The organism is Micromonospora thermarum, from assembly GCF_012034245.1.
Taxonomy (GTDB): Bacteria; Actinomycetota; Actinomycetes; order Mycobacteriales; family Micromonosporaceae; genus Micromonospora; species Micromonospora thermarum.
Map to the genome: position 1 here is coordinate 1 of NZ_JAATEO010000020.1, position 25415 is coordinate 25415.

Consider the following 25415-nt stretch of genomic DNA (forward strand, 5'->3'; position numbering starts at 1 on the left):
TCGTGAACTTTCCGCCCAAGGTCGCCCCGGCCAAGCTGGTCAACAGCCTCAAGGGCATGTCCAGCCGCCGGATGCGGCAGGAGCTCCCCGACCTGCGGCGGCACTACTACCGGGCCAACAAGCTGTGGTCGGGCTCGTACTTCACCGGGTCCGTTGGAGGGGCGCCGCTGAGCGTCCTCCGGCAGTACATCGAGCAGCAGAACCGCCGGTCTAAGGCACGCTCGGGCCTAGCCGGCCCTCCCGCGCGGACCTTCACCCCCGCCGAAACGGCCAAGCACTGGCCCGCATCTTGGTAGCCGGGCCGGGCCGGGGCGCGACCGCCGCGGTCCCGTGGCGCGCGGGTCGGCGCGTGTCATGCTGGACAGGCGTGGACGACGCCCCCGGGCCGCGCGACAGCCGGCAGAACCGACATTCGGGGGCACCGCTACCGGGCGGGGTGAGGTGAGATGCGCCGAGGACTGAGGTTCGTCCCGTTGGCCCTGCTGCTGGCGGTCGTCGCGGAGCTGGCGGTGTTCGTGGCCGTCGGCCGGGCCGTCGGGTTCGGGGTGGCGGTGCTGGCGGTGTTCGCCGCGTCGCTGCTGGGGTTGGTGCTGCTGCGCCGCGAGGGCATGCGCGCCTGGCGGGGCTTCCGGTCCGCCGCGCAGGCTGGGCAGCCGCCGGGCCGGCAGGTCACCGACGGGCTCGTCGGCCTGGCCGGTGCGCTGCTGCTGGCCACCCCGGGCCTGCTCAGCGGGGCGCTGGGCCTGCTGCTGCTGGTGCCGCCGCTGCGGAGTTTGGCCCGGTCCGGGGTGCAACGCGCCGCCGAGCGCCGGGTGTCGTCGATGGTCGCCGGTGACCTGTTCGGCCCGCGCCGGGTCCGGGTCCACCGCGGCACGCCGCAGCCGCCGCCCACCACCGAGCCGACCGTGGTCGACGGTGGGCGGGCCATCGAGGGGGAGATCGTCGAGCGCCGCCAGGGCTGATCGCGTACGCGAAACGGCGCCCCCGGGGATTCCTCCCCGGGGGCGCCGTGTGTCCGGTGTCGCTCAGGCGCGACCGCGGCGGGTGCGGACCTCCTGCAGCCGCTCGGCGAGGATGTCCTCCAGTTCGGCGATCGACCGCCGCTCCAGCAGCATGTCCCAGTGGGTACGCGGCGGCTTGGCCTTCTTCTGCTCCGGCTCGCTGCCGTCGACCAGGCGGGCGACGCTGCCGTCGAACTTGCACTCCCAGGTCGTGGGGACCTCGGCGTCGACGGCGAACGGCACCTCGAACTGGTGGCCCTTGGCGCACAGGTACTCGCGGGTCTGACGCGGCGCGAGCTCCGTGTTGCGGTCGGACTCGTAGCTGACCGCCCCCAGGCGGCTTCCGCGCAGCATGCGCTCGCCCATGATCGTCTTCCCCTCGTTCGTGGTGCTGGTCTTCTCGGTGTAACGGTTGGTGTCCCCCGCACCATTCCCGCCCAGGGCGCGCTGCCGCGGCACGGGCGGGGCCGGAACAAGGGTAGCCGGCCATGACGACCGCCCGGCGGGGTCGTCCCCGGCCGGGCCGAAAGGGTGGAGTGTTTCCGCTGTCAACGGGGATGTTAGCCGCCCCAGCGACAGCGGAGGTTGCCATGGCCCGTGACGCGCCGGTCGCCGCCCGCCGACCCACCGGGCGGACCTTCTTCGGTCACCCGCCGGCGCTGGCCACGCTGTTCCTCACCGAGATGTGGGAGCGGTTCAGCTTCTACGGCATGCGGGCCATCCTCGTGCTGTACCTGACCGCCTCGCTGGCCGACGAGGGGCGGGGCCTGGAGGAGTCCACCGCCAACGCCGTCTACGGCACCTACAACGCGATGGTCTACCTGATGGCGCTGCCCGGCGGCTGGGTGGCCGACCGGCTCATCGGCGCCCGCCGCAGCGTCCTGTGGGGCGGCGTGGTCATCGCCGCCGGCCACTACGTGATGGCGATCCCCACCCGGTGGAGCGTCTTCGCCGGCATGACCCTCATCGTGGTCGGCACCGGCCTGCTCAAACCCAACATCTCCACCATGGTCGGCGACCTGTACGACCGGGACTCGCCCCGCCGCGACGCCGGCTTCGCCATCTTCTACATGGGAATCAACCTGGGCGCGTTCATCGCGCCGCTGATCTGCGGCTTCCTCGGCGAGAAGGTCAACTGGCACCTGGGGTTCGCGGCGGCCGCCGTCGGCATGACCTTCGGCGTCCTGCAGTACGTGCTGGGCCGGCGTGGCCTCGGCGAGGCCGGCGCCCGTCCGGCCGACCCGCTGCTCGGCGCCGACCGCCGCCGCGCCCTGACCCGCATCGGGATCGCCGCCGCCGTCGTGGTGCTGGTGGTGGCCGCGCTCGCGCTGGCCGGCCTGTTCACCGTCGACACCGTCGTCAACCTGCTCACCGCGGTCACCGTGCTCATCACCATCGGCTACTTCGCGCGGATCATGGTCGACCGGGAGCTCAGCCCCACCGAACGCAGCCGGATGAAGGCGTACGTGTGGCTGTTCGTCTTCGCCGCCGCGTTCTGGCTCATCTACGACCAGGCCGGGTCGGTGCTCAACGTCTTCGCCGCCGACAACACCGACCGGTCCGTCGCCGGGTTCACCTTCCCCGCGTCCTGGCTCCAGTCGGTCAACCCGATCCTCATCATCGTCGGGGCTCCGCTGGCCGCGCTGCTGTGGCTGCGCCTCGGCCACCGGGTCTCCACCCCGCTGAAGTTCGCCGTGGGTCTGGTGCTCAACGGTCTGTCGTTCGTGCTGATGGCCGCCGCCGCGCAGGCCGCCGTCGGCGGCGACCTGGTCTCACCGTGGTGGCTGGTGGCCGTGTACGCGATCCAGGTCGCCGGTGAACTGGCGCTGAGCCCGGTCGGCCTGTCCGCCACCACGAAGCTGGCGCCGGTCAAGTACGCCAGCCAGATGATGGGCCTGTGGTTCCTCGCGACCGCCGTCGGCGACGCGATCGGCGGTCAGGTCGCCCGGCTGGCCGACACGTGGGCGGCGCCCACCTACTTCCTGACCTTTGGTCTGGCGTCGGTGGCCCTCGGTCTGGGCGCGGTCATGTTCACCCGGCACATCGGCGACCTGATGGCCGGCATCCACTGACCCGCGCCGGGGCGCACCACCGCGGCGCGCCGAGCAGCCACGGCCGGCCCCTCGCACGGTCGACCTGGTGCCCCGTATGCCTCGGCGCCGGCCGCGACGCGCCGCCGGGTCAGCGGGCCGGGGTCGGCGGCAGCGGCAGCGGCAGCCCCGGCAACCCGTCGATGCTGGTCGCCACGTGCTCCTTGCCGGCGAAGTAGGCGTCCAGCGACGTGTCGTCCTCGCGGGCGAACCGCCGCGCGTGCAGATCCCGGTCGGCGTCGTAGCTCATGAACGGCACGGCGTAGCCGCACGTGTCCCGGATCAGCTCCGCCCGCACCACGACGATCGCCCGCAACCCGTGCAGCGTGGTGTCGATGTCCGGGAAGTGGCCGATCAGCTCCCGCCACCGCGGGTCGTCGCGGAACACCGGCTCGCCCCGCCCGTGCACCCGCACGATGTTCGGCGGGCCGGCGAACGCGCACCACATCAGCGTGATCCGGCCGTTCTCCCGCAGGTGGGCGACGGTCTCGGCGTTGCTGCCCGCGAAGTCCAGGTACGCCACCGTGCGCTCGTCCAGGACGGCCCACGAGCCGCGCAGCCCCTTCGGGGACAGGTTGACCGTGCCGTCGGCGGCCAGTGGCGCGGTCGCCGTGAAGAACATCGGCTGGTCCTCGATGAACGTCCGCAGGCGACCGTCGATCCGCTCGTACGTCTTTCCCATGCACGCCATCGTCCTCCCCGCCGGTCGGGCCGCGCTGCCCCGCCGGTGGTGACCCCGGTCGCTAGCGGCCCGACTGCGCTGACACCGCCGTTCCACGGGAGACGACGGTCAGCCGGCCGGTGTCGCGGCTTCGCGGTGGGCCAGGGCGGCGGCCAACTGGCCGACCTGGTCGGCGAGCTGGGCGACGCGCCGGTGCGCCTCGTCCCGGTCGGTCTCGGCGGCGCGCAGCCGTACCGTCAGCTCCTCCAGCCGCCCCTCGGCGGCGGCCGCGACCTGCCGGGCGGCGCCCAGCTCCGCGCGCAGCGCCTCCCGCGCCTCGACCAGCGCCGCCGCGTCCGCGCGGGCCCGCTCGGCGTCCGCCGCCACCTGCCGGCGTTCCGCCTCGGCCCGGTCCCGGTCGACCACCGCCCGCTCGCGAACCTGCACCGCCGCCTCCGCCTCGGCCCGGGCGCGTCCAACCTCCGCCCTGGCCCGGTCCGCGTCGGCCCGCGCCTGGACGGCCTCCTCACGGGCCTGTACGGCCTGCTGACGCGCCTGCGCCGCCTCGGCGCGGTGGCGCTGTGCCGCCTCGACCGCCTCGGCCGCCGCCCGGGTGGCCCGGTCGGCGTCGGCGCGGGCAGCGTCGCGTTCCCCGGCGAGGTCGGCGGCTCGCCGCCGCTCGGCCTCCAGGTCGGCGCGCAACGTCCGCAGCTCCGTCCGCGCGGCGTCGCGGTCCCGCTCCGCCTGCACCCGCAGCGCCTCGGCGGCGCCGGCCTCCCGGCGCGCGGCGTCCCGCGCCTGCTCCGCCCGGTCGGCCCGCTCCACCGCCGCGGTGGTCTCCTCGGCGGCGCGTACGGCCTCGGCGCGGGCGGCGTCCCGCTCGGCGGCGGCGGTCCGCGCGGCCTCCCGGGCGCGGACCGCGGACGCGGCGGCGTCCTCGGCGTCGCGGCGCGCCTCGTCCCGTTCGGTCTGGGCCGCCGCCACCGCCGTGGCCGCGTCGGCGCGGGCCTGGGCGAGCTGCCGCTCCACGCCGACCGGCGACAGTTCGGCGTGCAGCGCCTCGGTCAGGCTGTCCACGATCTGGTCGAGCCGGTCCACCGCCTCCCAGGTGCGGGCCACCTGCCCGGGCAGGCCCGGGGCGTTGCGGTGGCGCATCCGGCTGTTGCGGGCGGCCCGCTGGCAGGCGCCGTCGTTGTCCCGGCAGTAGCGGAACGGCCGGCCCGCGCCGGCCCGCTGCGGCACGTCTCGACCACAGTGGGCGCAGGGACGGGTGTCGGTGAGGGCGGCCTGCTCGTCCATGGGACCGGAAGTGTAGTCCCGCCGGGTCGGCCGGCCCGGCGGCCGCGCCCCGGCGGCACCCGGTGGTGGAGCGGGACGGATCCGTCCGCCGGCCCGGTCGTGGCGGTCGACCGGGCCGGCGGGTGGCTCACACCACCTCGAACTGCGCCATCATGCCGATCTGGGCGTGCTCCAGGAAGTGGCAGTGGTAGACGTAGCGGCCGGTGAACCCCGAGAAGGTGGCCTGCACGCGGACTGTCGACCCGGGCGGCACCGCCACGGTGTCCTTCAGCCCGGCCTCGCCGGGCCCGGGCGGCACACCGTCGCGGTCGAGCACCCGGAACTGCACCAGGTGCAGGTGCAGGTTGTGGGTGATGCCGAAGGCGGTGTCGGTGTTGGTGACCCGCCAGATCTCGGTGCTGCCGAGGGGGATCCGGGCGTCGACCCGGGAAGCGTCGAAGACCTGGCCGTTGATGGTGAACGTGGTCGAGCCCGGGTTGAAGCTCAGGGCCACGTCGCGGACGGTGGTGGGCGTGCCCAGCGGCGGCAGCGCGCGCAGCTGGTCCGGCAGCCGGCTGTCGTCGTCCGCCTCGGCGGCCACGTCGAAGGCGAGCACCGGACCGGACGTGTCCTCCAGCACCAGGCGGGTGCCGACCGGTTGCTGCCGGAAGTCCACGACGATCTCGACGCGTTCCGCCGGCGTCAGGGACAGCTCGGTCCGCGGCACCGGCGCCGGCAGCAGCCCACCGTCGGTGGCGATCTGCACCATGTCCGCGCCGGGCAGGGCCAGGCGGAAGATCCGGTGCGCGGACGCGTTGAGCAGCCGCAGCCGGTAGCGGCGGGCGGCCACCCGCAGCACCGGCTGGGGCTTGCCGTTGACCAGGATCGTCCGCCGGTCCGCCCACCGCGCCGGGTCGAACACCAGCGTGCCGTCGTCGGCCACCAGCGCGTCCCGGAGCATGATCGGGATGTCGTACCGGCCGGACGGCAGCCGCAGATCCCGCTCGGCGTCGTCGTCGACCAGGTAGAACCCGTGCAGGCCGCGGTAGACGCGCTCGGCCTCCATGTGGTGGCTGTGGTCGTGGTACCACAGCGTCGCCCCGCGCTGGCGGTTCGGGTAGTGGTAGGCGCGCCAGCCGCCCGGGGCGATCGCGTCCGACGGGTGGCCGTCGCTGGACGCGGGCACCACCCCGCCGTGCAGGTGCACGTTCGTCGCGTAGTGCATCTCGTTGCGTACCCGGACCAGCGCCGGCCGTCCACGCCTGGCGCGGATGGTGGGGCCGACGAACCGCCCGTTGTAGCCCAGTACCGGGGTGGTCAGCCCCGGCAGGATCTCCGTCGTCGTGTGCCGCACGGCCACGTCGTAGACCTCGGTGCCGCCCACGACGGCGGTCGGACGCAGCACCGGCGGCACCGGCATCGCGACCGTGAACGGGTCGACCGCCGCCGCGAGACCGGCTCCGCCGCCCCCGGCGCCGTGGTGGTGCGGCGCGGCCTGCCCGGCGGTGGTCCGGCCGCCGCAGCCCGGCAGCAGGACCGCGCCCCCGACGGCCAGGCCCCCGAGCGTGATGAGGCGTCGTCTGTCCACTGTCTGCTCCTCCCCGTGGGTGCCCGGCACCCGCTGATGGTCAGCGCCGGGTCGGGCCGGTGGCTCCCGGCCCGACCGGCCGGGGGCGATGCAACCAACCGGCGCCCGCGGCGCACTCGACGCACGCTCGGGGTCCCTGCTAGACGGGTACGCCGGGCGGTGTCCCGCCGGGGCGCGGCCGAGCAGGCCGACCTGCCGTGGCCCAGGCCGGCCAGGTGCGCGACGCAGAGGTCACCGGCCCGTTCGAAGTCGAGGTCCACACAGGTCAGTCCGGTGGTGTCGCGGGCAGGCCGACCCGCCCCGCCCGTCCACCGCGGTCATGGAGTTGTGGTGCCTGACAGAGCGGGCGAAATTGCGATGTTCCAGGCGCCACAACTCCATGATCGGCGCGGCCACGGGCGGGTCAGGTGGTGGGGAGGCGGCCGGACTCCACGGTGGCCAGTGCGGCGGTGGCGCCGCCGAGCGCCGCGGCCGTCGGGCCGAACGTGGACGCGTCGAGCCGGCCCGCCGGCGCCGGGGGCGTGGGTGCGGCCGGCCAGCTCCGGACGTCGACGCCGAAGCCGGGTTCGCGCAGCGCGGCGGCGAGGGGTACGTCCCGCCAGCCGAGGCGGGAATCCCGGCAAACCACGTACCGACCGCCAGGCACCCGCGACCCGCTCGCCCCGCCGTCGATCTTGCACTTGAGGTCCCTGATTCGCGGGTATCCGTCTGATCTGTCCGGGCGGAAAGTGCAAGATCGGCGTGAGGGGTCGGGCGGGGAGCGGGGTGGGCGGGTCTTGCGGCGGTCCGCGCTACCGTGGTCGGGGAGGTGAGGCCGGGTGGAGGCACGGTGGGAGGCCACGGTCGAGGCGCAGATCCGCGCCGCCCAGGAGCGGGGCGAGTTCGACAACCTGCCCGGCGCCGGCAAGCCCATCCCCGGCCGTGACCAGCCGTACGACGAGTCGTGGTGGATCAAGAGCTTCCTGGAGCGGGAGGCGCTGCCCACCGACCTGCTGCTGCCGACGCCACTGCAACTGCGCCGCCGGGTCGAGCAGGTGCCCGACGAGGTGCGGGACCTGCCCACCGAGGAGGCGGTCCGGGGGTTCGTCGGCGCCCTCAACGCGCAGATCGTCGCCTGGCTGCGCGCACCCACCGGCCCGCAGGTCGTCGTGCGGCCGGTCAACGTCGACGAGGTGGTCCGCCGCTGGCGTGCCGAACGGCAGCAGGCCGCCGCCCGTCCGGCGCCGCCGACCGTGGCGACGGCACCCCCGCGGCGGGCGCGTCGATGGTGGCGCCTGCCGTGGCACCGCCACGCGGACCAGGGGCGCCTCGGGTGAACGGCACGGAGCGGCCCGCCGCGGGACGGTCCCGGGCCCGTCCCGCAGCGGCTCCGGTCAGAGCTGCCGGTAGTAGACCGCGATCGGAAGCTTCGTGCAGCCGAGCCGCTCGTACAGAGCGCGCGCCGGCGCGTGGAACGGGTCGCTACCGGTGCCGATCTCGACCACCTCGGCACCCAGTGCCCGCATCTCGCCGAAGGCGTGCTCGCAGAGCGCGGTGCCCAGGTGGTGCCGGCGGTACGCGGCCGACACGGCGAGGATCGTGACGGTCCCGTCGCGCCGGGTCGGGTCGACGTTCCAGGCCACGTACCCGGCGATCGCCTCGCCGATCTCGGCGACCGCGACGTGCCGGTGCTCCTCGGGGGCGTGCAGCCCGGCGAGTTGCGTGCGGTAGTCGTCACGCCAGGCACCGTGCTGGTTGGCGAAGATCACCTCGCCCACGAGGGGACGGAAGTAGTCCTCGTAGAACGGCCGGAACGTCTCGATGGTCAGGTCGGTCAAGGGAGTCAGGTCGTCCTGACAGAACGCGCGGATGCGCATGGAAGTGCACCTCGTCACTGGAGGAATGAAGCCGGACAAGTAGGGCGTCATCCGGGCCTCGCGCGGCTGGTCACAGCGGCGCGGCGGCCCTCAGCGGCGGGTACGCGCGGCGGCGAAGCACTCCATGCACGCCAGCCTACGGCACGACGGCGGTACGGCTACCTGCTGCGCCGGGCGATCCGCACGCGACGGCGCCGACGACGAGGACGGCTCCCACGAGCTGGAGGCCAGGCGAGTCATCACCCTCTCCGTACACGATTGCGGCGACGCCGATCGCGACGGCGAGCAGGGCGACCAGGTACTTCACGGGCTCCTCCTTCCAGGCCCGAAGCAGCCGCCGGTCGTGCCGGTGAGCGGTTCGACGCGCTGCGGCGACGCATCGACTACCGCTCCAAACCTATCGAATGTCAATCGGTTCGGGGATCTCGGACCGACGCGCTGCCCGGTGATGCGGACGGCGGCCCGGTCAGCTCCGACCGTCCGCGCGGGAGCCGTAGGCCGGGCCGAACACGACCAGGAGCGCGAGGTTCTCGGTGACGTCCACGAAGCGGTGCTCCTCGCCGGCCGGCACGAAGATCACCGCACCCGGGCCGACCTGCGCCTCACCGTCCGGCGTCACGATCCGCGCCCGACCCGCGGTCACCACGTAGATCTCGTCCTCCGTGTGCGGGCTCTGGTCGTCGACACCACCGGCGGGGATGCAGTACGTCCCGACGGACAGGTCCGGCACGCGCAGGTGCTCGACCCAGTCGTTGCCGGCCGCCCCAGCCGGCGCCGCCCAGTCACCGGCGCCCTCGATGATCCGCATGGCCGCGACCCTATCCACCGGTCCACTCCGGCCGCGCCGGCCACTGACCCGCCGGTGGCCTGCGAGTGGACGGGACCACTCCGCGGGGCGCGAGTCCGGCTGGACCGGTACCGCCGGCCGTGCCGTCCGTCGTGTCACCGCACGGCCGCGCGCCAGGTCCACGATGTGCGCCGGGGCCGTCCGGGCAGCTCACCCCGCCCGGTGCACCACAGCAGCACCTCCGGCGCCGGCCCCTCCGGGGCGTCCGGGAAGAGGCGGTGCAGCACCGCCGTGCTCAGATCTTCCGGCGGCGTCCACGGCACCCCGAGCCCGCGCGTGATGTCGTAGGCGTGCAGGACGGTCTCGGCCACCCCCATCGCCGCGAACCCACCCGGGTCGCACGGCCCCCAGTGCCAGGCCCGCACCTGCGGCCTGGCCGTGTCCACGGCGGCGTGCAGCAGCGCCCCGCAGGCGGTCACCACCCGCAGGACCTCGGCCGGGCCCGCGGTGGGGGAGACCACCAGGTCGTACGGTAGGTAGCCGGAGTCCGGGCGGCCGGCGACCTGCCCGGCGTACGCCATCAGGTCGTGCGCCACATGCGCGGCGGTCGTCCAGCAGCTCCACTCCAGATCCCCGGCGGACACCGACCAGGCCCGGTCGGTGTGCGGACCGAGCACCGCGGTCATCTCCGCCACGGCGCGGGTGACGTCGGCGCCGGTCATCGCGATCATCGCCCGACCGTGACACAACGGTCCGGGCCCCGCAATCCGTCGGTGCCGGCCGGCATCATCCTCTGCGGACCCCCGGCGCCGCCGGGGTCGCCCTGGCGAGCGAGAGGTGCCCGGCATGTCGCGCAACACCGAGACGGTGAACACCTACCTGGACGGTTTCCGCACCGGCGACCACGCGAAGATCCTGTCCTGCCTGACCGACGACATCGAGTGGACCGTCTACGGCGCCTTCCATCTCACCGGCAAGGAGGCGTACGACGCGGCCATCGACGGCGTCGGGTTCGTCGGGCCGCCGCGCCTGGAGGTGGTGCGCATGGTGGAGCAGGACGACGTCGTCATGGCCGAGCTGACCGGGTCGGCGATCCGGGACACGGGCGAGGAGATGCGCATGTCGATGGCCGAGGTGTTCGTGATGCGCGACGGCCTCATCGCCGAGCGGCGGGCCTGGGTGATCGAGCTCAAGGAGAACGACTTCCGCTGACCGGTACCGACCGGCACGCGGCGGGGCTGTTCCGCGCCCGGCGATCTCGGTAGGCTCGGCCCGTGACTGCCGGGTCGGCCATGGGCCACGAGCGGACAGGGCACCCGGCGATTCGATGACGCCGGGGCGGGCCCGCGCCCCGCCCGCTCTCCGCACCCTCCTGGGTTCTCCGCGCACCAGTGATCGTCTTGGCGCCGCCGACGGCGGTGCTGTTCCTCCGTGCCCGCCGACGGCTCGGCGGGCACGCCGTGTCCCGCTCAGGAAAGCAGCGCATGCCCAACGACTTCAACCAGCAGATCATCGACGAGTTCCGGGCCAACTCCGGCCGGGTGGGCGGGCCCTTCGAGGGCGCCCGCCTGATCCTGCTCACCACCACCGGGGCGCGGTCCGGCGCCCCGCACACGACCCCGGTCGGTTACCTGCCCGACGGCGGCGAGCGCATCCTGGTGATCGCCTCCGCCGGCGGCGCGGACCGCCATCCCGACTGGTTCCACAACCTCGTCGCCGACCCGACGGTCACCGTCGAGGACGGCGTCTTCACCTATCCCGCCCGGGCCGAGGTGCTCACCGGTGTCGACCGGGACCAGGTCTTCGCCCGCGCCGTGGAGGCCGACCCGGGCTGGGCCGCGTACCAGGCGAAGACCGACCGGCTCATTCCGGTGGTGGCCCTCCACGCACAGGACGCGGGTCCACCGGAGGCGGCCTCCTGGGGTGAGGCACTACGGCTCATCCACGACGCGTTCCGGCGCGAACTGGCGCTGATCCGCGACGAGGTGGAACGGTCCGGCCCGACGCTCGGCGCGCAGCTGAGGGTGAACTGCCTGACCCTCTGCGGGGGCCTGCACGCCCACCACACCCACGAGGACGCCGGCATGTTCGTCGGCATCGGCGCGCAGCGCCCCGACCTGGCCGACGTGCTCGACCGGCTCCGCGAGGAGCACCGGCGGGTCGCCGAGCTGGTGGGCGACCTCCAGCAGACCGTCGCCGCCACCGACGCCGACCGGGACGAGGTCCGCGCGCGGGTCGCGCGCCTCGTCGCCGAACTGGAGGCCCATCTGGCGTACGAGGAGGAGCAGTTGATCCCCGTTCTCGACGCCGGCTGAACCCCGACCGTTCCGAACGGCAGGGGGAAGGCCTGCCCCAGGTTGGCAGGCCTTCCCCCTGCCATGCGCTCTGTCTCCGCCAGCCCACATCCGAATTATCGAAATACCAGCAACACCAATCCGGTAAATGACCGCGACAAAGGGGACGAATCGTCGGTACACCATAATGTCTGTTCTGTGCATCGCCGGGGACGCGAAACCCGACGGTCAGGTTTCCGGCGACACGGACCGGGCATGCGGCTACATGTCCGTTGACGTGGACGACCCACCGCTGCCGACGCACCTGCAACTGGAGGTCACCTCCGCCTGCAACCTGCGGTGCGTCATGTGCCTCGTCCGGTACCGGCCGCCGGTCAGCAAGCTCGCCGGTGCGATGCGGCCGGAGCTGTTCCACCGCCTGCTGCGGGAGGTGCCCGGACTGACCCGGCTCACCCTCCAGGGGCTGGGGGAGCCGCTGCTGTCGCCGTACCTGATGGAGATGATCGAGGCGGCGGTGACCCGCCGGATCGCGGTCGGCTTCAACTCCAACGGCACGCTGCTGACCGGCCGCCGCGCGGCGGACCTGGTCGCCAGCGGAGTCGACTGGCTGCACGTCTCCCTGGACGGCGCCGGACTCCGAGGTGATGCCCTCCTTGGTCTGGGCGTACTTCAGCGCGTTGTAGGTCAACTGGCCGAACGACGCGTCCGGGTAGAGCAGCGTCCTGCCCGCGGGCTTGAGGTAGCAGTCGTTCAGGGCCCACTGGAGGGCCAGCGTGCCCGGCCCGCCGTCGCCCCAGAGCAGCGAGCACGGCAGGACGCCGTAGGCGCGGCGACCTGGTAGCCCGCCTGGTTGCTGACGTACGTATAGGACTCGCACTCGGGTTGGCTGCGAGCGTAGGCGGGGTTGGCGGAGACGAGCGCGCCCGCGATCACGGCCGCGAGCAATGTGCACAGTGCCGTCAGTCGTTTCATGGAGTTTCCCTTCACCCTTGCGTCGACTCGTGCCCTGCTGTCCGGCTGGGCCGGGGCGAGGTTGTCCGACAGCGCGGGCGGCACCGGACAAACAACCGTCGGACGTCGACGTCGTCGCCGCTGTCGCCGTCTGCGTCCTCATCTGGCTCGTCGGCCGCTTGGCCGGCGTCGACTTCACGGTCAAGAACCCCGGGCAGCCGGAGATGGTCATCGGGCTCGCGCCGGTGGTCTTCGTCGCCTTCCTGGCGTCCCTGCTCGGGTGGGGCGTGCTCGCGCTCCTGGAGCGCCTCACGCGCCGGCGGGCCGCCGTCGTCTGGACCGTCCTCGCCGTCGTCGTCGCACTGGTCTCGCTCGCCCCGGTCGCCGCCACCGACGCCACGGCCGGCGCGAAGGTCGCCCTCGGCGCGATGCACCTCGCGGTGGCGGCGGTGCTGGTCGCGCTGCTGCCGACGCGGACCCGCTGACCCTCCACGCCGGACTTGACGCCGGATGGGTGACGCGCTATCACAGAAGAGGAAGTTGAGTCGCCCAGACTCAACCTGAGGACCTTCGGCCAAAGGAACCGAGGAGGCACGACCATGTTGATGCGCACCGACCCGTTCCGGGAGATCGACCGGCTCGCCGAGCAGTTCTTCGGCACCGCGACGCGACCGGCCATGATGCACCTGGACGCCTACCGCGACGGGGACTACTTCTACGCGGCGTTCGACCTGCCGGGCGTCGACCCGGACAGCATCGACTGCACGGTGGAGCGCAACGTGCTGACCGTCCGCGCCGAGCGTCGCCGCCCGACCGGCGACAACGTCGACCTCGTCGCCGCCGAGCGGCCGATGGGCACCTTCACCCGGCAGCTGTTCCTGGGCGACACCCTCGACACCGACAAGCTGGAGGCCGGGTACGACAACGGCGTGCTCACGCTGCGCATCCCGGTGGCCGAGCGGGCTAAGCCGCGCCGGGTGACCATCACCGCCGGGAGCAACGGCCACAAGCAGATCAGCGCCTGAATCCGGGCGGGAGACCAGCGGGACGGCCAGGATGGCCGTCCCGCTCGCGTGTGGAACGACACCCGCCGGGCGCGCCTCCGAGCGTTCGACGCGCCGTGCTGAGAACCTTTCGCACATGCTCCACTCAGACGCCCCGGTGCGGCACCGACCGTCGCCGCGGCCGGCGCTGCCCGCCGGTCCGACCGACTTCACCGAGGCGTGGCTGCGCAACCGGCGGCTGAGCGCGCACACGCGCGACGCGTACCGGCGGGACGTCGCCGGTTGGCTCGCCTGGTGCGCCGGCCACGACCTGGACCCGCTGCGGGCGACGTTCCTGCACGTCAACGAGTACGCCCGGGCACTCGAGTCGACGCTCTCCGCGCGCACCGGCAAGCCGCTCACCCCGGCCACCGTCGCCCGCAAGCTCTCCGCCCTGTCCAGCTGGTACGACTTCCTGGCCAAACTGCGCGCCGTCGACGCGAACCCGGTCGCCGGCGCGGACCGGCCCCGCATCGACCGGGACCACTCGGCGACCATCGGGCTCACCCCGGAGGAGGTCGACGCGCTGCTCACCGCGGCCGAGGCCGCCACCGGCCCGACCGCCGCCCGCAACCGGGCGGTGATCGCCCTGCTCGCCGACCTCGGACTGCGAGTGGGGGAGCTCGTCTCGCTGGACATCGCCGACCTGGGCGCCGAGCGCGGTCACCGCAGCGTCCGGTTCGTCGGCAAGGGAGGCAAGGCCCGCCGGCGCGCGCTCACCCCCGGCACCGCGTACGCGGTGGACGCGTACCTGGCGCAGCGGGCGGCCGGCCAGGGCGTGCCGGTGCAGCAGCTGACCGGCCCGCTCCTGGTCACCGCGACCGGTGCCCGCCTCGACCGGCACTCCGTGTTCCGGCTGGTGCGCCGCCTCGCCCGGGAGGCCGGCATCGCGGCCTGGGCGCGGCTGTCACCGCACTCGCTGCGGCACTCCTTCGCCACCACCGCCCGGGCCGAGGGGGTGCCGCTGGAGGACGTGCAGGACGCGATGGGTCACGCCGACCCGCGCACCACCCGCCGCTACGACCGGGACCGGTACAACCTCGACCGGGATCCCGCGTACGTGATCTGGGCGGCGCGCTCCCGCCGCCGCGGCTGACGCCGGCGGAACCGGTCGACACACCGGCGCGCCGTCAGCCGCTCCCGGTCGGCGGTGGGACGCAGCAGCACCAGCGGCTCGGCCGGCCGCCGCCCCGCCACGGTCCGCCACGCCCCGCCGTCCGGCCACGTCCACGCCGGCGTGCCGGTGTCCGGCCGCAGCGCCCACCGCTCGGGCCCGAGGTGCAGGCAGAGCAGGCCGGCGCAGCGGCGCACCGTCAACTCGCCACCGGGCAACGACCGCGACAGGGCGGACTTCCTGCGCGCGGGCCGGCCCGTTGCCTACGGTCGACAGGTGGGCGCTGAGCAGCCGTGGAGCCGGCCGGCCCGGCCGCGCCGACCGGTGCGCGCCGGGCTGGTGTTCGCCGGTGTCGGCGTCGCGCTGTGCTGCGTCGGCGTCGCGGGCCTCGGCGCGCGGAATCTGCAGGTGGTCACGCAGGCCAGCGGCCCGGTCCGGGAGACCGCCGACGGGTTCCTGCGGTCGGTGGCCGCCGGGGACACCGACGGCGCGTACGACCGGCTGTGCGCCGACGCCCGCACCCGCTGGAGCCAGCTCGGCTTCACCAGCTGGGTCCGTACCCCGCCGACGGTCAGCGACTACGAGATCGTCGACGTGTCGGTCGCCACCCGCCGCGGCCGTCCCCAGGGCACGGTCACCGTGCGGTTGACCCGCGACAGCGGCATGACCGAGCAGCGGGAGATGACCGTGGTGAAGGAGGACGGCGGCTGGCGGGTGTGCGGCGACCCCTACTGACGGATCAGGCCGGCACCGGCTCGCCCGCCTCGGCCAGCCGGCCGTCGCGCAGCACCAGCACCCGGTCGGCCAGCTCCATCAGCGTCGGGTCGTGGGTGGCCACCAGAGCGGTCATCCCCCGGGCGTGCACCAGCGCTCGCAGCAGGTCCATCACCGACCGGCCGGTCTCCGAGTCCAGCTGACCGGTCGGCTCGTCGGCGATCAGCAGCGGCGGGTCGTTGGCCAGCGCGCGGGCGATCGCCACCCGCTGCTGCTGCCCGCCGGACATCTCGTACGGGCGCTGCGCCGCGTGCCCGCCGAGGCCGACCAGCTCCAGCAGCACCGCCACCCGCTGCTCCCGCTCGGCGGCGGGCACCTTCGCCAGGCGCATCGGCACGCCGACGTTCTCCGCCGCGGACAGGATCGGGATCAGCCCGAACGACTGGAACACGAAACCGATGGTGTCCCGGCGCAGCGCCAGCAGTTCCCGCTCACCGGCGGACGTCACCTCGTGCCCGGCGACGTGGATCCGCCCGGCGGTGGGCATGTCCAGGCCGCCGATCAGGTTGAGCAGGGTGGTCTTGCCGGCGCCGGAGCGGCCCCGGATCGCCACCAGCTCCCCGCGTCCGGCGGTGAAGGACACCTCGCGTACGGCGTGCACCACCCGGTCGCCGCTGCCGAAGTCGCGGCTGATCCCCTCGACGCGTACCAGCTCGTCAGCCATCACTTGTCCTCCTCGTCCACGCCTGGGCGCACCTGCACGTGGTCCGGTTCCAGGTTCAGCCGCACCCGGTCGCGCAGCGCCAGGGCGTCGACGAACGCCGCCGGCAGCTGCATGCGGCCGGCCCGGTCCAGCACCGCGTACTCCTCGGTGACCAGTTCCTCGACACCGTCGGCGCCGATGCGGGCCGATCGGCGTACCTCCGAGGCGGTGCGGCCGTCGCGGATCGCGACGGTCCGGCGGACCTGCGAGGCCACCTGGTGGTCGTGGGTGACCACCACGATCGTGACGCCGAGCTCGGCGTTGATGGTGCGCAGCGCGGCGAACACCTCCCCGGCGGTCGCCTCGTCCAGCTCACCGGTCGGCTCGTCGGCGAACAGCACCTCCGGGTCGTTGGCGACGGCCACCGCGATCGCGCAGCGCTGCTGCTCGCCGCCGCTCATCTGGCCCGGCCGGCGGTCCGCGCAGTAGCCCACCCCGACCATGTCCAGCAGCTCGTCGGCGCGCCGGCGCAGCCCCCGCCCGCGCCGCCCGGCCAGCCGCATCGGCAGCTCGACGTTCTCCCGCGCGGTCAGGTACGGCAGCAGGTTGCGGCCGGTCTGCTGCCACACGAACCCGACCGTGTGGCGGCGGTAGCGCAGCCGCTTCTTCGCCGACATGGTCAGCAGGTCGTAGCCGGCGACGCGGGCGATGCCGGCGGTCGGCACGTCCAGGCCGGACAGGATGTTCAGCACGGTCGACTTGCCCGACCCGGAGGCGCCGACGATGGCCAGCAGCTCGCCCCGGTCGACCACCAGGTCGAGCCCCTGCAACGCGACGACCTCGACGCCCTCGGTGGTGAAGATGCGTACCAGCCCGTCGCAGACGATGTGCCCGCGCAGCCGGTCGGCGCCACCGGCGCGGGCGGCGGCGCGTTCGGCCGCACGCCGTTGCAGCGTCGCGAGATCCGGCGCCTTCTCCTCGACGGCAGTCATGCGTTCTCCTCTCCGACGCGGAGCACCTCGCCGAGGCGCATCCGCCGGTTCGCCAGATTCTCGACGGCCAGCCCGGCCAGCAGACCGACCACCACCAGGGCCAGCACCCCACCCACGACCAGCGGATCCAGGTGGGCCCGTGCCGTCACCCCGGGGGTGAACGCGTCCAGGCCGAGGGTCCGGCCGAGCAGCCACGGCAGGGCCACCCCGACCGCGCCGCCGGCCAGCGCCGCCACTCCCACCAGCGGCACCAGCTCGTACACCAGCAGCCGGCGGCCGTGGCCGACGGACAGGCCCATCGTCCGCAGCCGTGACAGCACCCGGCCGCGGCCCCGGACGTCGGCGACCACCGCGAAGCCCACGGCCAGGACCGCCAGCGCGGTGCCGCCGACCCCGCCCAGAACGAACGCCAGTGCCAGCACCGCGTTCGCGCCGGTGCGCTCCAACCCGTCCCGGTGGGCGGCCCAGGTGTCCAGCGCGGCGGGGATCTCCGGCTCGGCGACCGGCGTGCCGAGCACCGCCTCCTGCCGCTGCCGCTGCACGTCGTCGCCGACCCGCAGCAGCTTCGCCTCGGCGACGTCGGTGCCGGCGAGCAGGAACCGGTTGGGGATCACCGGGGTCTGCGCGTACTCGGGCAGCGCCTGCCAGGGCAGCACGATGAACCGTTCCACGTCCGTGCCCAGGCCGGGGAACGCGTCGGCGACCTGCGCCACGGTGAACGGGTACAGCCGGTTCTGCACGTCGGCGGCGGCGCCGGCGCCCACGTCGGCGGCGACGGCGGGCGACACCACCGCCGGCACCGGCCCGTCGCCGCGGGCGGCGGTCCGCAGGGCGGCCGGCACGTCCACGTCGACGCCGCTGCGCTCCACCACCCGGGCGAAGGCGGGGCCGTCGACCACCAGCACCCGGGCCTGGCCGAGGGTGCGGGCACCGGCGTCGGCGCCGGACAGCACCCGCCGGTTGGCCTCGGTCCACACCCCGGCCACCGCGTCCACCCCGTCCACGGCGGCGAGCCGGTCGGCGGCGTCCGGTGTGAACGCGTACCCGGTCAGCCACGCGTCCGCCGGCACGGCCAGGTCGGCGGCCCGGTCCCGGGCGGCGTCCACCGTCGTCGCGACGACCGCGCTGAACACGCCGGTGCTGACCGCGACGATCAGCACCGCGAGCGGTCCGATGGTGATCGGCGCGCCCCGGCCGGCGCGGGCCGCGCCGAGGAACAGCAGGGCGCCGCGCGCGCGGGCCGCGAGCCGGTCGACCAGCCGCAGTGGCCACGGCAGCAGCCGCAGCGCCACCAGCGCCGTCGCGACGGCCAGCAGCACCGGCACCGAGACGAGGTACGCGTCGACGCCGCCGTCGGTGTCCAGGCCGCGCCGGCGCAGCAGCAGCACCCCGGCGACGGCGGCGGCCAGCACCGCCGCCTCGGCGGTGAGCCGCCGGGCCGACGGGCGGGCCCGGGTGAGGTCCTGCCGACGGGCGACGAAGGTGACCCGCCGCTGCGCGTGCACGGCCAGCACCGGCACCACGGCGGTGGTGAGCACGGCGAGGGCCGGCACCGTCCACGGCACCCCGTCGGCGTGGCCGGGCGCGCGGGTGCCGAGCAACCAGCCGGCGGCCACCGCGGCCGGCTGCACCAGCACCGACTCGGCGCCGAGCCGGCGGGCGACGGCGGTGAGGGAGGCGCCGCGGGAGCGCAGCAACGCCAGTTCCTCCCGGCGGCGCTGCACGGTCAGGGCCGCGGCGAGGAGGATCAGCCCGAGCAGGCTCGCCACCAGCCCGGCCTGCACGACGGCCACCAGCGCGCCGACGGCGGCGAGCTGCCCGGCGAAGCGCACCCCGGCGGTGTCCAGCCCGGTCTGCACGGTGGAGGCGGGCATGAACTGCGTACGGCGGGCCTCGGTGACGGCGGTGGTCACCGCGTCGAGGATCGCCGTGTCGAGGCGGTCCTCGTCCAGCCGGTACCGCCAGCTGAACGTCAGCGGCGTGTCGGTGGCCAGCGACAGCGTGGCCGCCCCGGCGGAGTCGGTCACGGCGACGGCGATGTACGGCTCGCCGTCGACGGCCGGCACGAACGGGTCGAGGGCGTAGGGCAGGTCGTCCCACGCCGGGTCGGTGGCACGGCGGGGGGCGAAGATCCCGCTGACCACCGCCTCGCCTCTGGCGAAGCCGCGGCCGGCGAAGCGCAGCCGGTCGCCGGGTTTCAGGGCGAACACCTCGGCGACCCGCTCGGAGAGGGCCACCTGGGCCGGCTGCCCGGCGACGGTGCGCGGCCAGGCGCCGGCGCGCAGGTCGACCGCCTCGGCCAGCCCGGTCTGGGCGGTCACGCCGACCTGCTTGATCGCGCCGCCGTCCATGGGCGGGGCGTCGCCGGTGGCGGTGAAGTCGGCCGGGGCGATCGTGGCCGAGTGCCACCGCTGGTCCACCAGCTGCGGCAGCGGCGCGGGCAGCGTGGTGGCGAGCCGGTTGAGATGGCTGGCCTGGGCGACCGCGCCGTCCACCCCGTCGGGCAGCTGCCGGGTGGTGATGATGACGTCGCGGATCAGGTGCGGCAGCGCCGCCACGTCGGCGCGCAGGCCGCTGTCGGCGTACTCGGTGGACAGCCGGGGGCCGGCGGTGAGCAGCACGGCCGCGACCAGCCCGAGCACGGCGAGCAGGCCGGCCTGCGCCGCGAAGGCCCGCACCCGCCGGACCGGGCCGGCGCCCCGCCGCCGCGACGGCCGCCTGTCGTTCCCCTGCCGCATGTCGGCGCTCACCGGTCCTCTCCGATCCGCAGCTGTCCGGCGGCCAGGCGCCGCCGCAGGGTCGCCGACACGCTGGCGCTGAACGCCAGCGCCAGCAGCAGCAGGCCGACGCCGGTGGCGGCCACCGGCGTCCAGTCGACCTGCAGCAGCGGCTCCGGGGTGGGCCGGTCCGCGGACGGGGTGAGGATCACCAGCGGCGCCATCGTGGCGGCGACGCCGATGCCCACCGCGAGACCGACCAGTACGCCCAGTCCGGCGAGCAGCGTCTGCTCGGCCAGCAGCGAGCGGGCCACCAGCCGGTGCCCGGCCCCGAGGGTGTGCAGCACGGCCAGTTCGGTGGCGCGGCGGCGGGCGGTGGCGCTGACGTCGACGGCCACCCCGACGGCGGCGAGCAGCACCGCGGCGAGGGCGGCGGCGAACAGCGCACCCCGCGCGCCCACCCCGAACGGCTCCCGGGCCAGCTCGGCGGCGACGGCCTGCCGGTCGTGGACGGTGAGGCCGCCCAGCGCGGTTGCCTCCTGCACGGCCCGCTCCCGGTCGCCCGGCGGGACGGACAGCCACCACTCCTGCGGCCCGCGCACGATGCCGTGGTGGTGCAGCAGCAGGGTGCTCAGTGACGGCAGGTCGGCCACGAGCGCCGCCGGCTCGGTGCTGCCGGGTACGGCGTCGACAGTGCCGGCGATGCGGACGTCGACCTCCGCGCCGCCCAGGTACAGCCGGGTGCGGTCACCGACGTCGGCGCGCAGCACGGCCAGCGCCTGCGGGGTGGCCAGCAGCGGCACCGGGTCGGCGGCGGCCGGGCGGACCACGGCCATCTGCACCGCCGTGCCCCGGTTGAGGAACGGCAGGTTGTCGGTGTCGCGCGCGTACCGGGCGGACAGGCTGCCCGCGCCGCCGGTGGCCGGCGCCGTGGCGCCGGTGCGTTCGATCCACCGCCACGGCTCCCCGCCGAGGTCCACCGGCTGCCCGGCCGAGCCGTCGGTGGCGGCCCGCAGGTCGCTGATCCGCCAGTCCAGCCGCATCCCGGGCACGCCGACCGTGTCGACCGTGAACCCGGCCAGCCGCACGGGGCCGGCGCCGGCCGGCAGGTCGACCGCGAACCGGTGGGGTTCCCCGTCGCGGGTGGCGCCCAGCGGCAGCCGCCGGTGCCCGCCGCGCGGCTCGACCAGCACCGCGTACGTCTGCACGGCCGCGGCCAGGTCGGTGCCGGTGATCCGGGTCAGCAGCGTCCCGGTCAACCGGCGGGCGTCGGCGGGCAGCTCGACCGCCGGCACGGCCACCTGGCCGTCGCCGAGTTGCCCGAACACGTCGCCGTCGGCGAGGTCGGAGCGCAGCCGCACCACCTCGGAGGCCGCCCGGGCGTCGACGGCGACCAGGGACGCGGGCTCGGCCGCCGGTCCCAGCCGCAGCGCCTCCCGCCACGCGGCGAGCGCGGTGCCGGGCAGCGTGCCGATCTGGTCGGCCCGGTCGTCGGGGGCGGCGATGCCGGACTCGGTCAGCCGCAGGTCCGCGCCGACGGTGTGTTCGGCCTGGTCGGTCAGGGAGCGCTGGGAGGTGGCGGCGAGGCACCAGGCGAGGGTGCCGACGGCCACGGCGAGGGCGAGCAGCAGCACCGGGCCGGCGTGCGGGCGTCGCCCCGCCTGCCAGGTGCCGAGGATGGTGGCGGTCCAGGGTTTGCGGTCCACCCACCGCTCGGCCAGCCGGGTCATCGGCGGCAGCAGTCGCAGGGCGAGCACCGCGCCGGCCAGCACGCCGATGGTGGGCGCGGCGGCCAGCAGCGGGTCCACGTCCAGGGCGCCGGAGCGGCTGCGGGACAGCGGCGACGAGTACTGGCGCAGCTGGTACCAGCTCAGGACGGCCAGCGCCACCAGGACGACGTCGACGCCGGCGCGTTGCACCAGGCCGCGGCGGCTGGGCCGGGACCGGCTGGCCAGGTCGGCGACGTAGGTGCCGCCGCCGCGCAGGCTGGGCACCAGCATGGCCAGCAGGCAGCCGGCGGTGGCGAGGGCCGCGACCAGCCACAGCGCGCCGGTCAGGGTGGCGCCCGGCCCCGCCGAGACCGCGGCCAGCGCGGGCACCCGCTCGGCGTACGCGAGCAGCTGCGCCGCCAGCGGGGGCGCCAGCACGGCGGCGGGCAGGACGACCAGCCCCGCCTCCCGGGCGGCGAGCCCGGCGAGCTGGGCGCGGGCGGCGCCCCGGGCGCGCAGCAGCGCGGTCTCCGCGCGGCGGTGCTCGGTGAGCAGCAGCGCGACCAGCAGCAGCGCGTACCCGCCGAGCACCACCACCAGCAGCATGGGCGTGACCAGGGCGGACCGCCCGACCAGGGTGGCCCGTTGCAGGCGCTGTACCAGGTCGTCGAGGGTGGTGATGGCGGTTCCCGCGTCGCCGAGGCCGGCCTTACGGGGCGCGGTGGCGGCGACCCGGGTGGCGCCGGCGGCGAGCCGGTCCAGGGCGGCACCGCCGGTGACGCCGCTCAGGTCCGGCTCGACCAGCCACCCGGCGGACGCGTTGGTGCGGAAACCGACGAGGAAGTCGTCGCGGTGCACGGTGAACGGGCCGTACGTGGCCGACCGGGGCAGGGTGCCGGTGGCCACCTCGGGAGCGAGCCGCCAGTAGGTGTCCGCCGGGTCGACGGGCGTGAAGAGGCCCACCACGCTGACCTGGGTGACCCGGCCGGTGAAACCGTCGGTGACCGGCACCCGGTCACCGACGTCGACGCCCAGCACGGCGGCGGCGGGCGCGGCGAGGGCGGCCTGCACCGGGCCGGCGCCGGGTTGCGGCCAGGCGCCGGCGGTGAGCCGGGCGTGCGCGGCCAGGTCGTCGAGGAACATCACCGACGCGTAGACGGTGCCGCCCGCGTCGCCGACCGCCGAGCCGGTGTCGCCCCGCAACTGGCGGCCGGCGGCGTACCCGGCGGCGGTCACCGTCGGGTCCAGGCCGGTCAGTTGCGCGGTGACGTGCTCCCGCAGCGCGCTGTCCCGCTCTCGCAGGGCCTCGGCGGTGCCGCCGGCCGGGCCACGGACGAGGATCGAACGTTCCTCGGCGGTGGCTTCGGACAGCACGTTGGCGGTGCCGGAGGCGACGACGTCGTCGTTGTAGGCGGCGAGGCCGGTGAGGGCGGCGGTGGCCACCAGGGTCGCCCCGGCCGCGGCGAGGAGCAGACCCCTGGCCCCGCGGGCACGTCGCAACGCGAGCCTCATGTCGTGGTGTACCCCCGTACGCGCAGGGCGGAGCGGCGCCGGTCGCCGTCCCGTCGTGCGGGAGAGAGGGGCGAGGGCCCCGGAAAGGTTCGCGCCGTGATCAAATCGTGTCCCACGCGGTCCGCCCCGGCGCCGGGCGGCGGGCCCGGGTCAGCGGGGGCCGAGGTCCCCCGCCCGGTAGTGGCGGCGGCAGAGCACCTGGTAGCGGACCTCGGCGGTGTCGGCGGTGTCGACGGTGTCGCCGATGACGACCTGGGCGCCCTCGCGGGCCACCCGGCCGTCGACCACGCGGGCGTTGAGCAGCCCCTCCCGCCCGCACCAGCAGAGCACCTCGACCTGGATGCGGGCCACCGAGTCGGCGAGTTCGAACAGCCGCTGCGCGGCGGGGAACAGGCACGACCGGAAGTCGGTGGCCAGGCCGAACGCGTACACGTCGACGTCGTAGCTGTCGACGAGTTCGGCCATCTGCTCGACGTGCGCGACGCTGTAGAAGCTCGCCTCGTCGCAGATGAGGTAGTCGACGCGGACGCCCTCGGCCCACGTGTCGCGCACCAGGATGCGCAGGTCCAGGTCGTCGGTGACCTCGATCGCCTCGTGGGCCAGCCCGATGCGGGTGGTGACCTGCGGGCCCAGCGACCGGTCGATGCGGGTGGTGACCAGGCCCCGGCGGCCCTGCCGGGCGTGGTTGTAGTTCATCTGCAGCGCCATCGTGGACTTGCCGCAGTCCATCGGCCCCCAGTAGAACCGCAGCGCCGCCGCGTGCAGCGGGCGTCCGTCGACGGCGCGGGCGGCGGCGCAGCCGGCGGGTTGCTCGTCGGGGCCCGGCAGCGGGCGCGCCAGGCAGGTCGGGGCGGCGGCGTCGTCGGTCACGGTCGGGCAGCTTAATCCATCGACCGGTCTCGTCCGGCCGGCATGATCCAGTTTCCGGGGCCCGGGCGTTGGACCACGGCCGCCCCCGAGCGCCGCGTCACCGACCGGCGCGCTCCGGCGTCGGCCGGCCGGCCGGCCGTCGGCTCTACAGCACCCGCGGCGGGGTGTTCCCGGCGGCCACGATCGCCCGGCGCATCGGCACCGCCAGCAGCAGCACGAACCCGACCACGAAGAAGATCAGCAGGGAGACCAGGCCCACCCGGTAGGAGTTGGTGAGCTGGAACACCAGGCCGAACGCCAGCGGCCCCAGCCAGCTGGTGCCCTTGTCGCTGATTTCGTAGAAGCCGTAGTACTCGCCTTCCCGGCCGGCGGGGATGAGCTGGCTGAACAGCGACCGGCTCAACGCCTGGCTGCCGCCGAGCACCAGGCCGATGCCCGCGCCGAGGGCCATGAACGGCAGCGGCGCCTCGGCGGGCAGCCGGAACGCGGCGAGGATCACGCCGGTCCACAGCACCAGGCTCAGCAGGACCGTCTTCCACGCGCCGATGCGCCGGGCGAGCGCGCCGAGCAGCAGCGCTCCACCGAAGGCGAGGAACTGCACCAGCAGGATGGTGACGATCAGCGTGCTCTGCTCCAGCCGCAGCTCCTCGGTGCCGTACTGGCTGGCCAGGGCGATCACGGTCTGGATGCCGTCGTTGTAGACCAGGAACGCCAGCAGGAAGAACAGCGTCAGCGGGTACGCCTTCAGCTGGCGCAGCGTACGCCCGAGCTGCCGGAAGCCGTCGGTGAGGACGTTGCCGGTGCCGTGCAGCGCGGCCGGGGTGGGGTGCTCCCGCAGCCAGCGCAGCGGCACCAGGGTGAACAGCGCCCACCACAGCCCGGCCGACACGATGGACCACCGGGCCAGGTCGAGGGTGCGTTGCGCCGACCCGTCACCGAGGCTCTGCACCGCGACCAGGTTCAACGCGAGCAGCAGGCCGCCGCCGAGGTAGCCCAGGGCCCAGCCGCGGCTGGAGATGCCGTCGCGGTCGTCGGGGCCGCCCAGTTGCGGCAGAAACGAGTTGTAGACGACCACGCCGGCGCCGAAGGCGATGTTGGCGACGAGGAACAGCGCGCCGCCGAGCAGGTACCGGTCGCCGGTGACGAACAGCATCGCCACGGTGGCGCCCGCGCCGGTGAACGCCGCCGCCGCCAGCAGCCGCTTCTTGTGCGCCGACCGGTCGGCGACCGCGCCGACCACCGGCAGCACGAACACGGTGAGGAACACCGACAGCGACACCAGGTACGGGAAGTACGAGCCGGCCGCCACCTTGATCCCCAGCGGGTACACGTGCCCCGAGCAGGTGTCCGCGCCCAGTTCGCAGCCGGCGGCGAGTTCGGTGACCGTGGTGAGGAACGGCCCGAGGAACACCGTGATGACCGTGGTGGAGAACGCCGACATCGCCCAGTCGTAGAAGTACCAGCCGGTGCGTTCGCGGCGGGTGCTCGACGGTGCGGGAACGTCCTCGACGGCGGGGGTGGCGGTGGCGGCCATG

Annotated in this window: 26 protein-coding genes; 11 read left to right on the plus strand and 15 right to left on the minus strand. The window is 74.9% G+C overall.

Annotated features, from left to right (window positions below; genetic code table 11):
- The coding region (gene tnpA, locus HCJ94_RS18545) for an IS200/IS605 family transposase (protein WP_205801515.1) at positions 1 to 296 on the plus strand (296 nt) is incomplete at its 5' end.
- Positions 297 to 446: 150 nt separating this feature from the next.
- The gene (locus HCJ94_RS18550; protein WP_168002294.1) at positions 447 to 962 is read left to right on the plus strand and encodes an FxsA family protein; all 516 of its coding nucleotides are present in this window, start codon (positions 447 to 449) and stop codon (positions 960 to 962) included.
- Between the two features lie 63 nt (positions 963 to 1025).
- Here HCJ94_RS18550 and HCJ94_RS18555 read toward each other — a convergent pair whose 3' ends face one another.
- Positions 1026 to 1367: an RNA polymerase-binding protein RbpA gene (locus HCJ94_RS18555; RefSeq protein WP_046564157.1), complete on the minus strand. Its 342-nt coding sequence runs from the start codon at positions 1365 to 1367 to the stop codon at positions 1026 to 1028.
- Positions 1368 to 1591: 224 nt separating this feature from the next.
- On the opposite strand from HCJ94_RS18555, the gene HCJ94_RS18560 reads away from it, so the two are divergent.
- Positions 1592 to 3073, plus strand: coding sequence for a peptide MFS transporter (locus tag HCJ94_RS18560; protein WP_168002295.1), 1482 nt, complete (start codon positions 1592 to 1594; stop codon positions 3071 to 3073).
- Positions 3074 to 3182: 109 nt separating this feature from the next.
- Here the strand turns inward: HCJ94_RS18560 and HCJ94_RS18565 are convergent, their stop codons facing one another.
- The 4 genes from HCJ94_RS18565 to HCJ94_RS18580 all read right to left on the minus strand — a co-directional run bounded on the left by HCJ94_RS18565 (position 3183) and on the right by HCJ94_RS18580 (position 7246).
- The gene (locus HCJ94_RS18565) at positions 3183 to 3773 is read right to left on the minus strand and encodes a pyridoxamine 5'-phosphate oxidase family protein (RefSeq protein ID WP_168002296.1); all 591 of its coding nucleotides are present in this window, start codon (positions 3771 to 3773) and stop codon (positions 3183 to 3185) included.
- Positions 3774 to 3881: 108 nt separating this feature from the next.
- Complete coding sequence (locus HCJ94_RS18570; RefSeq protein WP_168002297.1) at positions 3882 to 5051, minus strand: hypothetical protein; 1170 nt, start codon at positions 5049 to 5051, stop codon at positions 3882 to 3884.
- A 127-nt stretch (positions 5052 to 5178) separates the two neighbouring features.
- Entirely contained in the window at positions 5179 to 6618 is a 1440-nt protein-coding gene (locus HCJ94_RS18575; protein ID WP_309227336.1) for a multicopper oxidase family protein, read from the minus strand.
- A gap of 403 nt (positions 6619 to 7021) precedes the next feature.
- A complete protein-coding gene (locus tag HCJ94_RS18580) occupies positions 7022 to 7246 on the minus strand; it encodes a hypothetical protein (protein ID WP_168002298.1) in 225 nt (74 codons plus the stop codon).
- A 190-nt stretch (positions 7247 to 7436) separates the two neighbouring features.
- On the opposite strand from HCJ94_RS18580, the gene HCJ94_RS18585 reads away from it, so the two are divergent.
- Positions 7437 to 7934 (plus strand): DnaJ family domain-containing protein, encoded by a 498-nt coding sequence (locus HCJ94_RS18585; protein WP_168002299.1) that lies wholly within the window; start codon positions 7437 to 7439, stop codon positions 7932 to 7934.
- A 57-nt stretch (positions 7935 to 7991) separates the two neighbouring features.
- On the opposite strand, the gene HCJ94_RS18590 is transcribed toward HCJ94_RS18585, so the two are convergent.
- From HCJ94_RS18590 to HCJ94_RS18605, 4 genes are all read right to left on the minus strand, one after another.
- On the minus strand, positions 7992 to 8474 hold the full coding sequence (locus tag HCJ94_RS18590; RefSeq protein WP_168002300.1) for a GNAT family N-acetyltransferase: 483 nt from the start codon (positions 8472 to 8474) through the stop codon (positions 7992 to 7994).
- A gap of 136 nt (positions 8475 to 8610) precedes the next feature.
- Positions 8611 to 8781 (minus strand): hypothetical protein, encoded by a 171-nt coding sequence (locus HCJ94_RS18595; RefSeq protein WP_168002301.1) that lies wholly within the window; start codon positions 8779 to 8781, stop codon positions 8611 to 8613.
- A 159-nt stretch (positions 8782 to 8940) separates the two neighbouring features.
- Positions 8941 to 9282 (minus strand): cupin domain-containing protein, encoded by a 342-nt coding sequence (locus HCJ94_RS18600; protein ID WP_168002302.1) that lies wholly within the window; start codon positions 9280 to 9282, stop codon positions 8941 to 8943.
- Between the two features lie 134 nt (positions 9283 to 9416).
- Positions 9417 to 9983, minus strand: coding sequence for a maleylpyruvate isomerase N-terminal domain-containing protein (locus HCJ94_RS18605; RefSeq protein WP_168002396.1), 567 nt, complete (start codon positions 9981 to 9983; stop codon positions 9417 to 9419).
- 124 nt (positions 9984 to 10107) lie between these two features.
- Between HCJ94_RS18605 and HCJ94_RS18610 the strand changes: the two genes are divergently transcribed.
- From HCJ94_RS18610 to HCJ94_RS18640, 7 genes are all read left to right on the plus strand, one after another.
- Positions 10108 to 10473, plus strand: a complete 366-nt coding sequence (locus HCJ94_RS18610) for a nuclear transport factor 2 family protein (protein ID WP_168002303.1) — start codon at positions 10108 to 10110, stop codon at positions 10471 to 10473.
- 272 nt (positions 10474 to 10745) lie between these two features.
- On the plus strand, positions 10746 to 11576 hold the full coding sequence (locus HCJ94_RS18615) for a nitroreductase/quinone reductase family protein (RefSeq protein ID WP_168002304.1): 831 nt from the start codon (positions 10746 to 10748) through the stop codon (positions 11574 to 11576).
- A 244-nt stretch (positions 11577 to 11820) separates the two neighbouring features.
- Positions 11821 to 12396 carry a radical SAM protein gene (locus HCJ94_RS18620; RefSeq protein ID WP_168002305.1) on the plus strand — a complete coding sequence of 192 codons (576 nt, stop codon included), beginning with the start codon at positions 11821 to 11823 and terminating at the stop codon, positions 12394 to 12396.
- 103 nt (positions 12397 to 12499) lie between these two features.
- Positions 12500 to 12991 (plus strand): DUF6069 family protein, encoded by a 492-nt coding sequence (locus tag HCJ94_RS30800; RefSeq protein ID WP_255481087.1) that lies wholly within the window; start codon positions 12500 to 12502, stop codon positions 12989 to 12991.
- A gap of 114 nt (positions 12992 to 13105) precedes the next feature.
- Positions 13106 to 13531 (plus strand): Hsp20/alpha crystallin family protein, encoded by a 426-nt coding sequence (locus HCJ94_RS18630; protein ID WP_168002307.1) that lies wholly within the window; start codon positions 13106 to 13108, stop codon positions 13529 to 13531.
- Positions 13532 to 13646: 115 nt separating this feature from the next.
- The gene (locus tag HCJ94_RS18635) at positions 13647 to 14645 is read left to right on the plus strand and encodes a tyrosine-type recombinase/integrase (RefSeq protein ID WP_168002308.1); all 999 of its coding nucleotides are present in this window, start codon (positions 13647 to 13649) and stop codon (positions 14643 to 14645) included.
- 294 nt (positions 14646 to 14939) lie between these two features.
- On the plus strand, positions 14940 to 15398 hold the full coding sequence (locus tag HCJ94_RS18640; RefSeq protein ID WP_168002309.1) for an Rv0361 family membrane protein: 459 nt from the start codon (positions 14940 to 14942) through the stop codon (positions 15396 to 15398).
- 4 nt (positions 15399 to 15402) lie between these two features.
- Here HCJ94_RS18640 and HCJ94_RS18645 read toward each other — a convergent pair whose 3' ends face one another.
- From HCJ94_RS18645 to HCJ94_RS18670, 6 genes are all read right to left on the minus strand, one after another.
- Positions 15403 to 16101, minus strand: coding sequence for an ABC transporter ATP-binding protein (locus HCJ94_RS18645; protein WP_168002310.1), 699 nt, complete (start codon positions 16099 to 16101; stop codon positions 15403 to 15405).
- Positions 16101 to 17072 (minus strand): ABC transporter ATP-binding protein, encoded by a 972-nt coding sequence (locus HCJ94_RS18650; RefSeq protein ID WP_168002311.1) that lies wholly within the window; start codon positions 17070 to 17072, stop codon positions 16101 to 16103. The genes HCJ94_RS18645 and HCJ94_RS18650 overlap by 1 nt, the downstream gene beginning before the upstream one ends.
- Positions 17069 to 19822: an FtsX-like permease family protein gene (locus HCJ94_RS18655; protein WP_168002312.1), complete on the minus strand. Its 2754-nt coding sequence runs from the start codon at positions 19820 to 19822 to the stop codon at positions 17069 to 17071. Before HCJ94_RS18655 ends, HCJ94_RS18650 begins: the two co-directional genes overlap by 4 nt.
- Positions 19819 to 23010 carry an FtsX-like permease family protein gene (locus HCJ94_RS18660; RefSeq protein ID WP_168002313.1) on the minus strand — a complete coding sequence of 1064 codons (3192 nt, stop codon included), beginning with the start codon at positions 23008 to 23010 and terminating at the stop codon, positions 19819 to 19821. Before HCJ94_RS18660 ends, HCJ94_RS18655 begins: the two co-directional genes overlap by 4 nt.
- Positions 23011 to 23160: 150 nt before the next feature.
- Positions 23161 to 23880, minus strand: coding sequence for a thymidine kinase (locus tag HCJ94_RS18665; RefSeq protein ID WP_168002314.1), 720 nt, complete (start codon positions 23878 to 23880; stop codon positions 23161 to 23163).
- 145 nt (positions 23881 to 24025) lie between these two features.
- Positions 24026 to 25414, minus strand: a complete 1389-nt coding sequence (locus HCJ94_RS18670) for an MFS transporter (protein WP_168002315.1) — start codon at positions 25412 to 25414, stop codon at positions 24026 to 24028.
- Position 25415 lies beyond the last annotated feature (1 nt).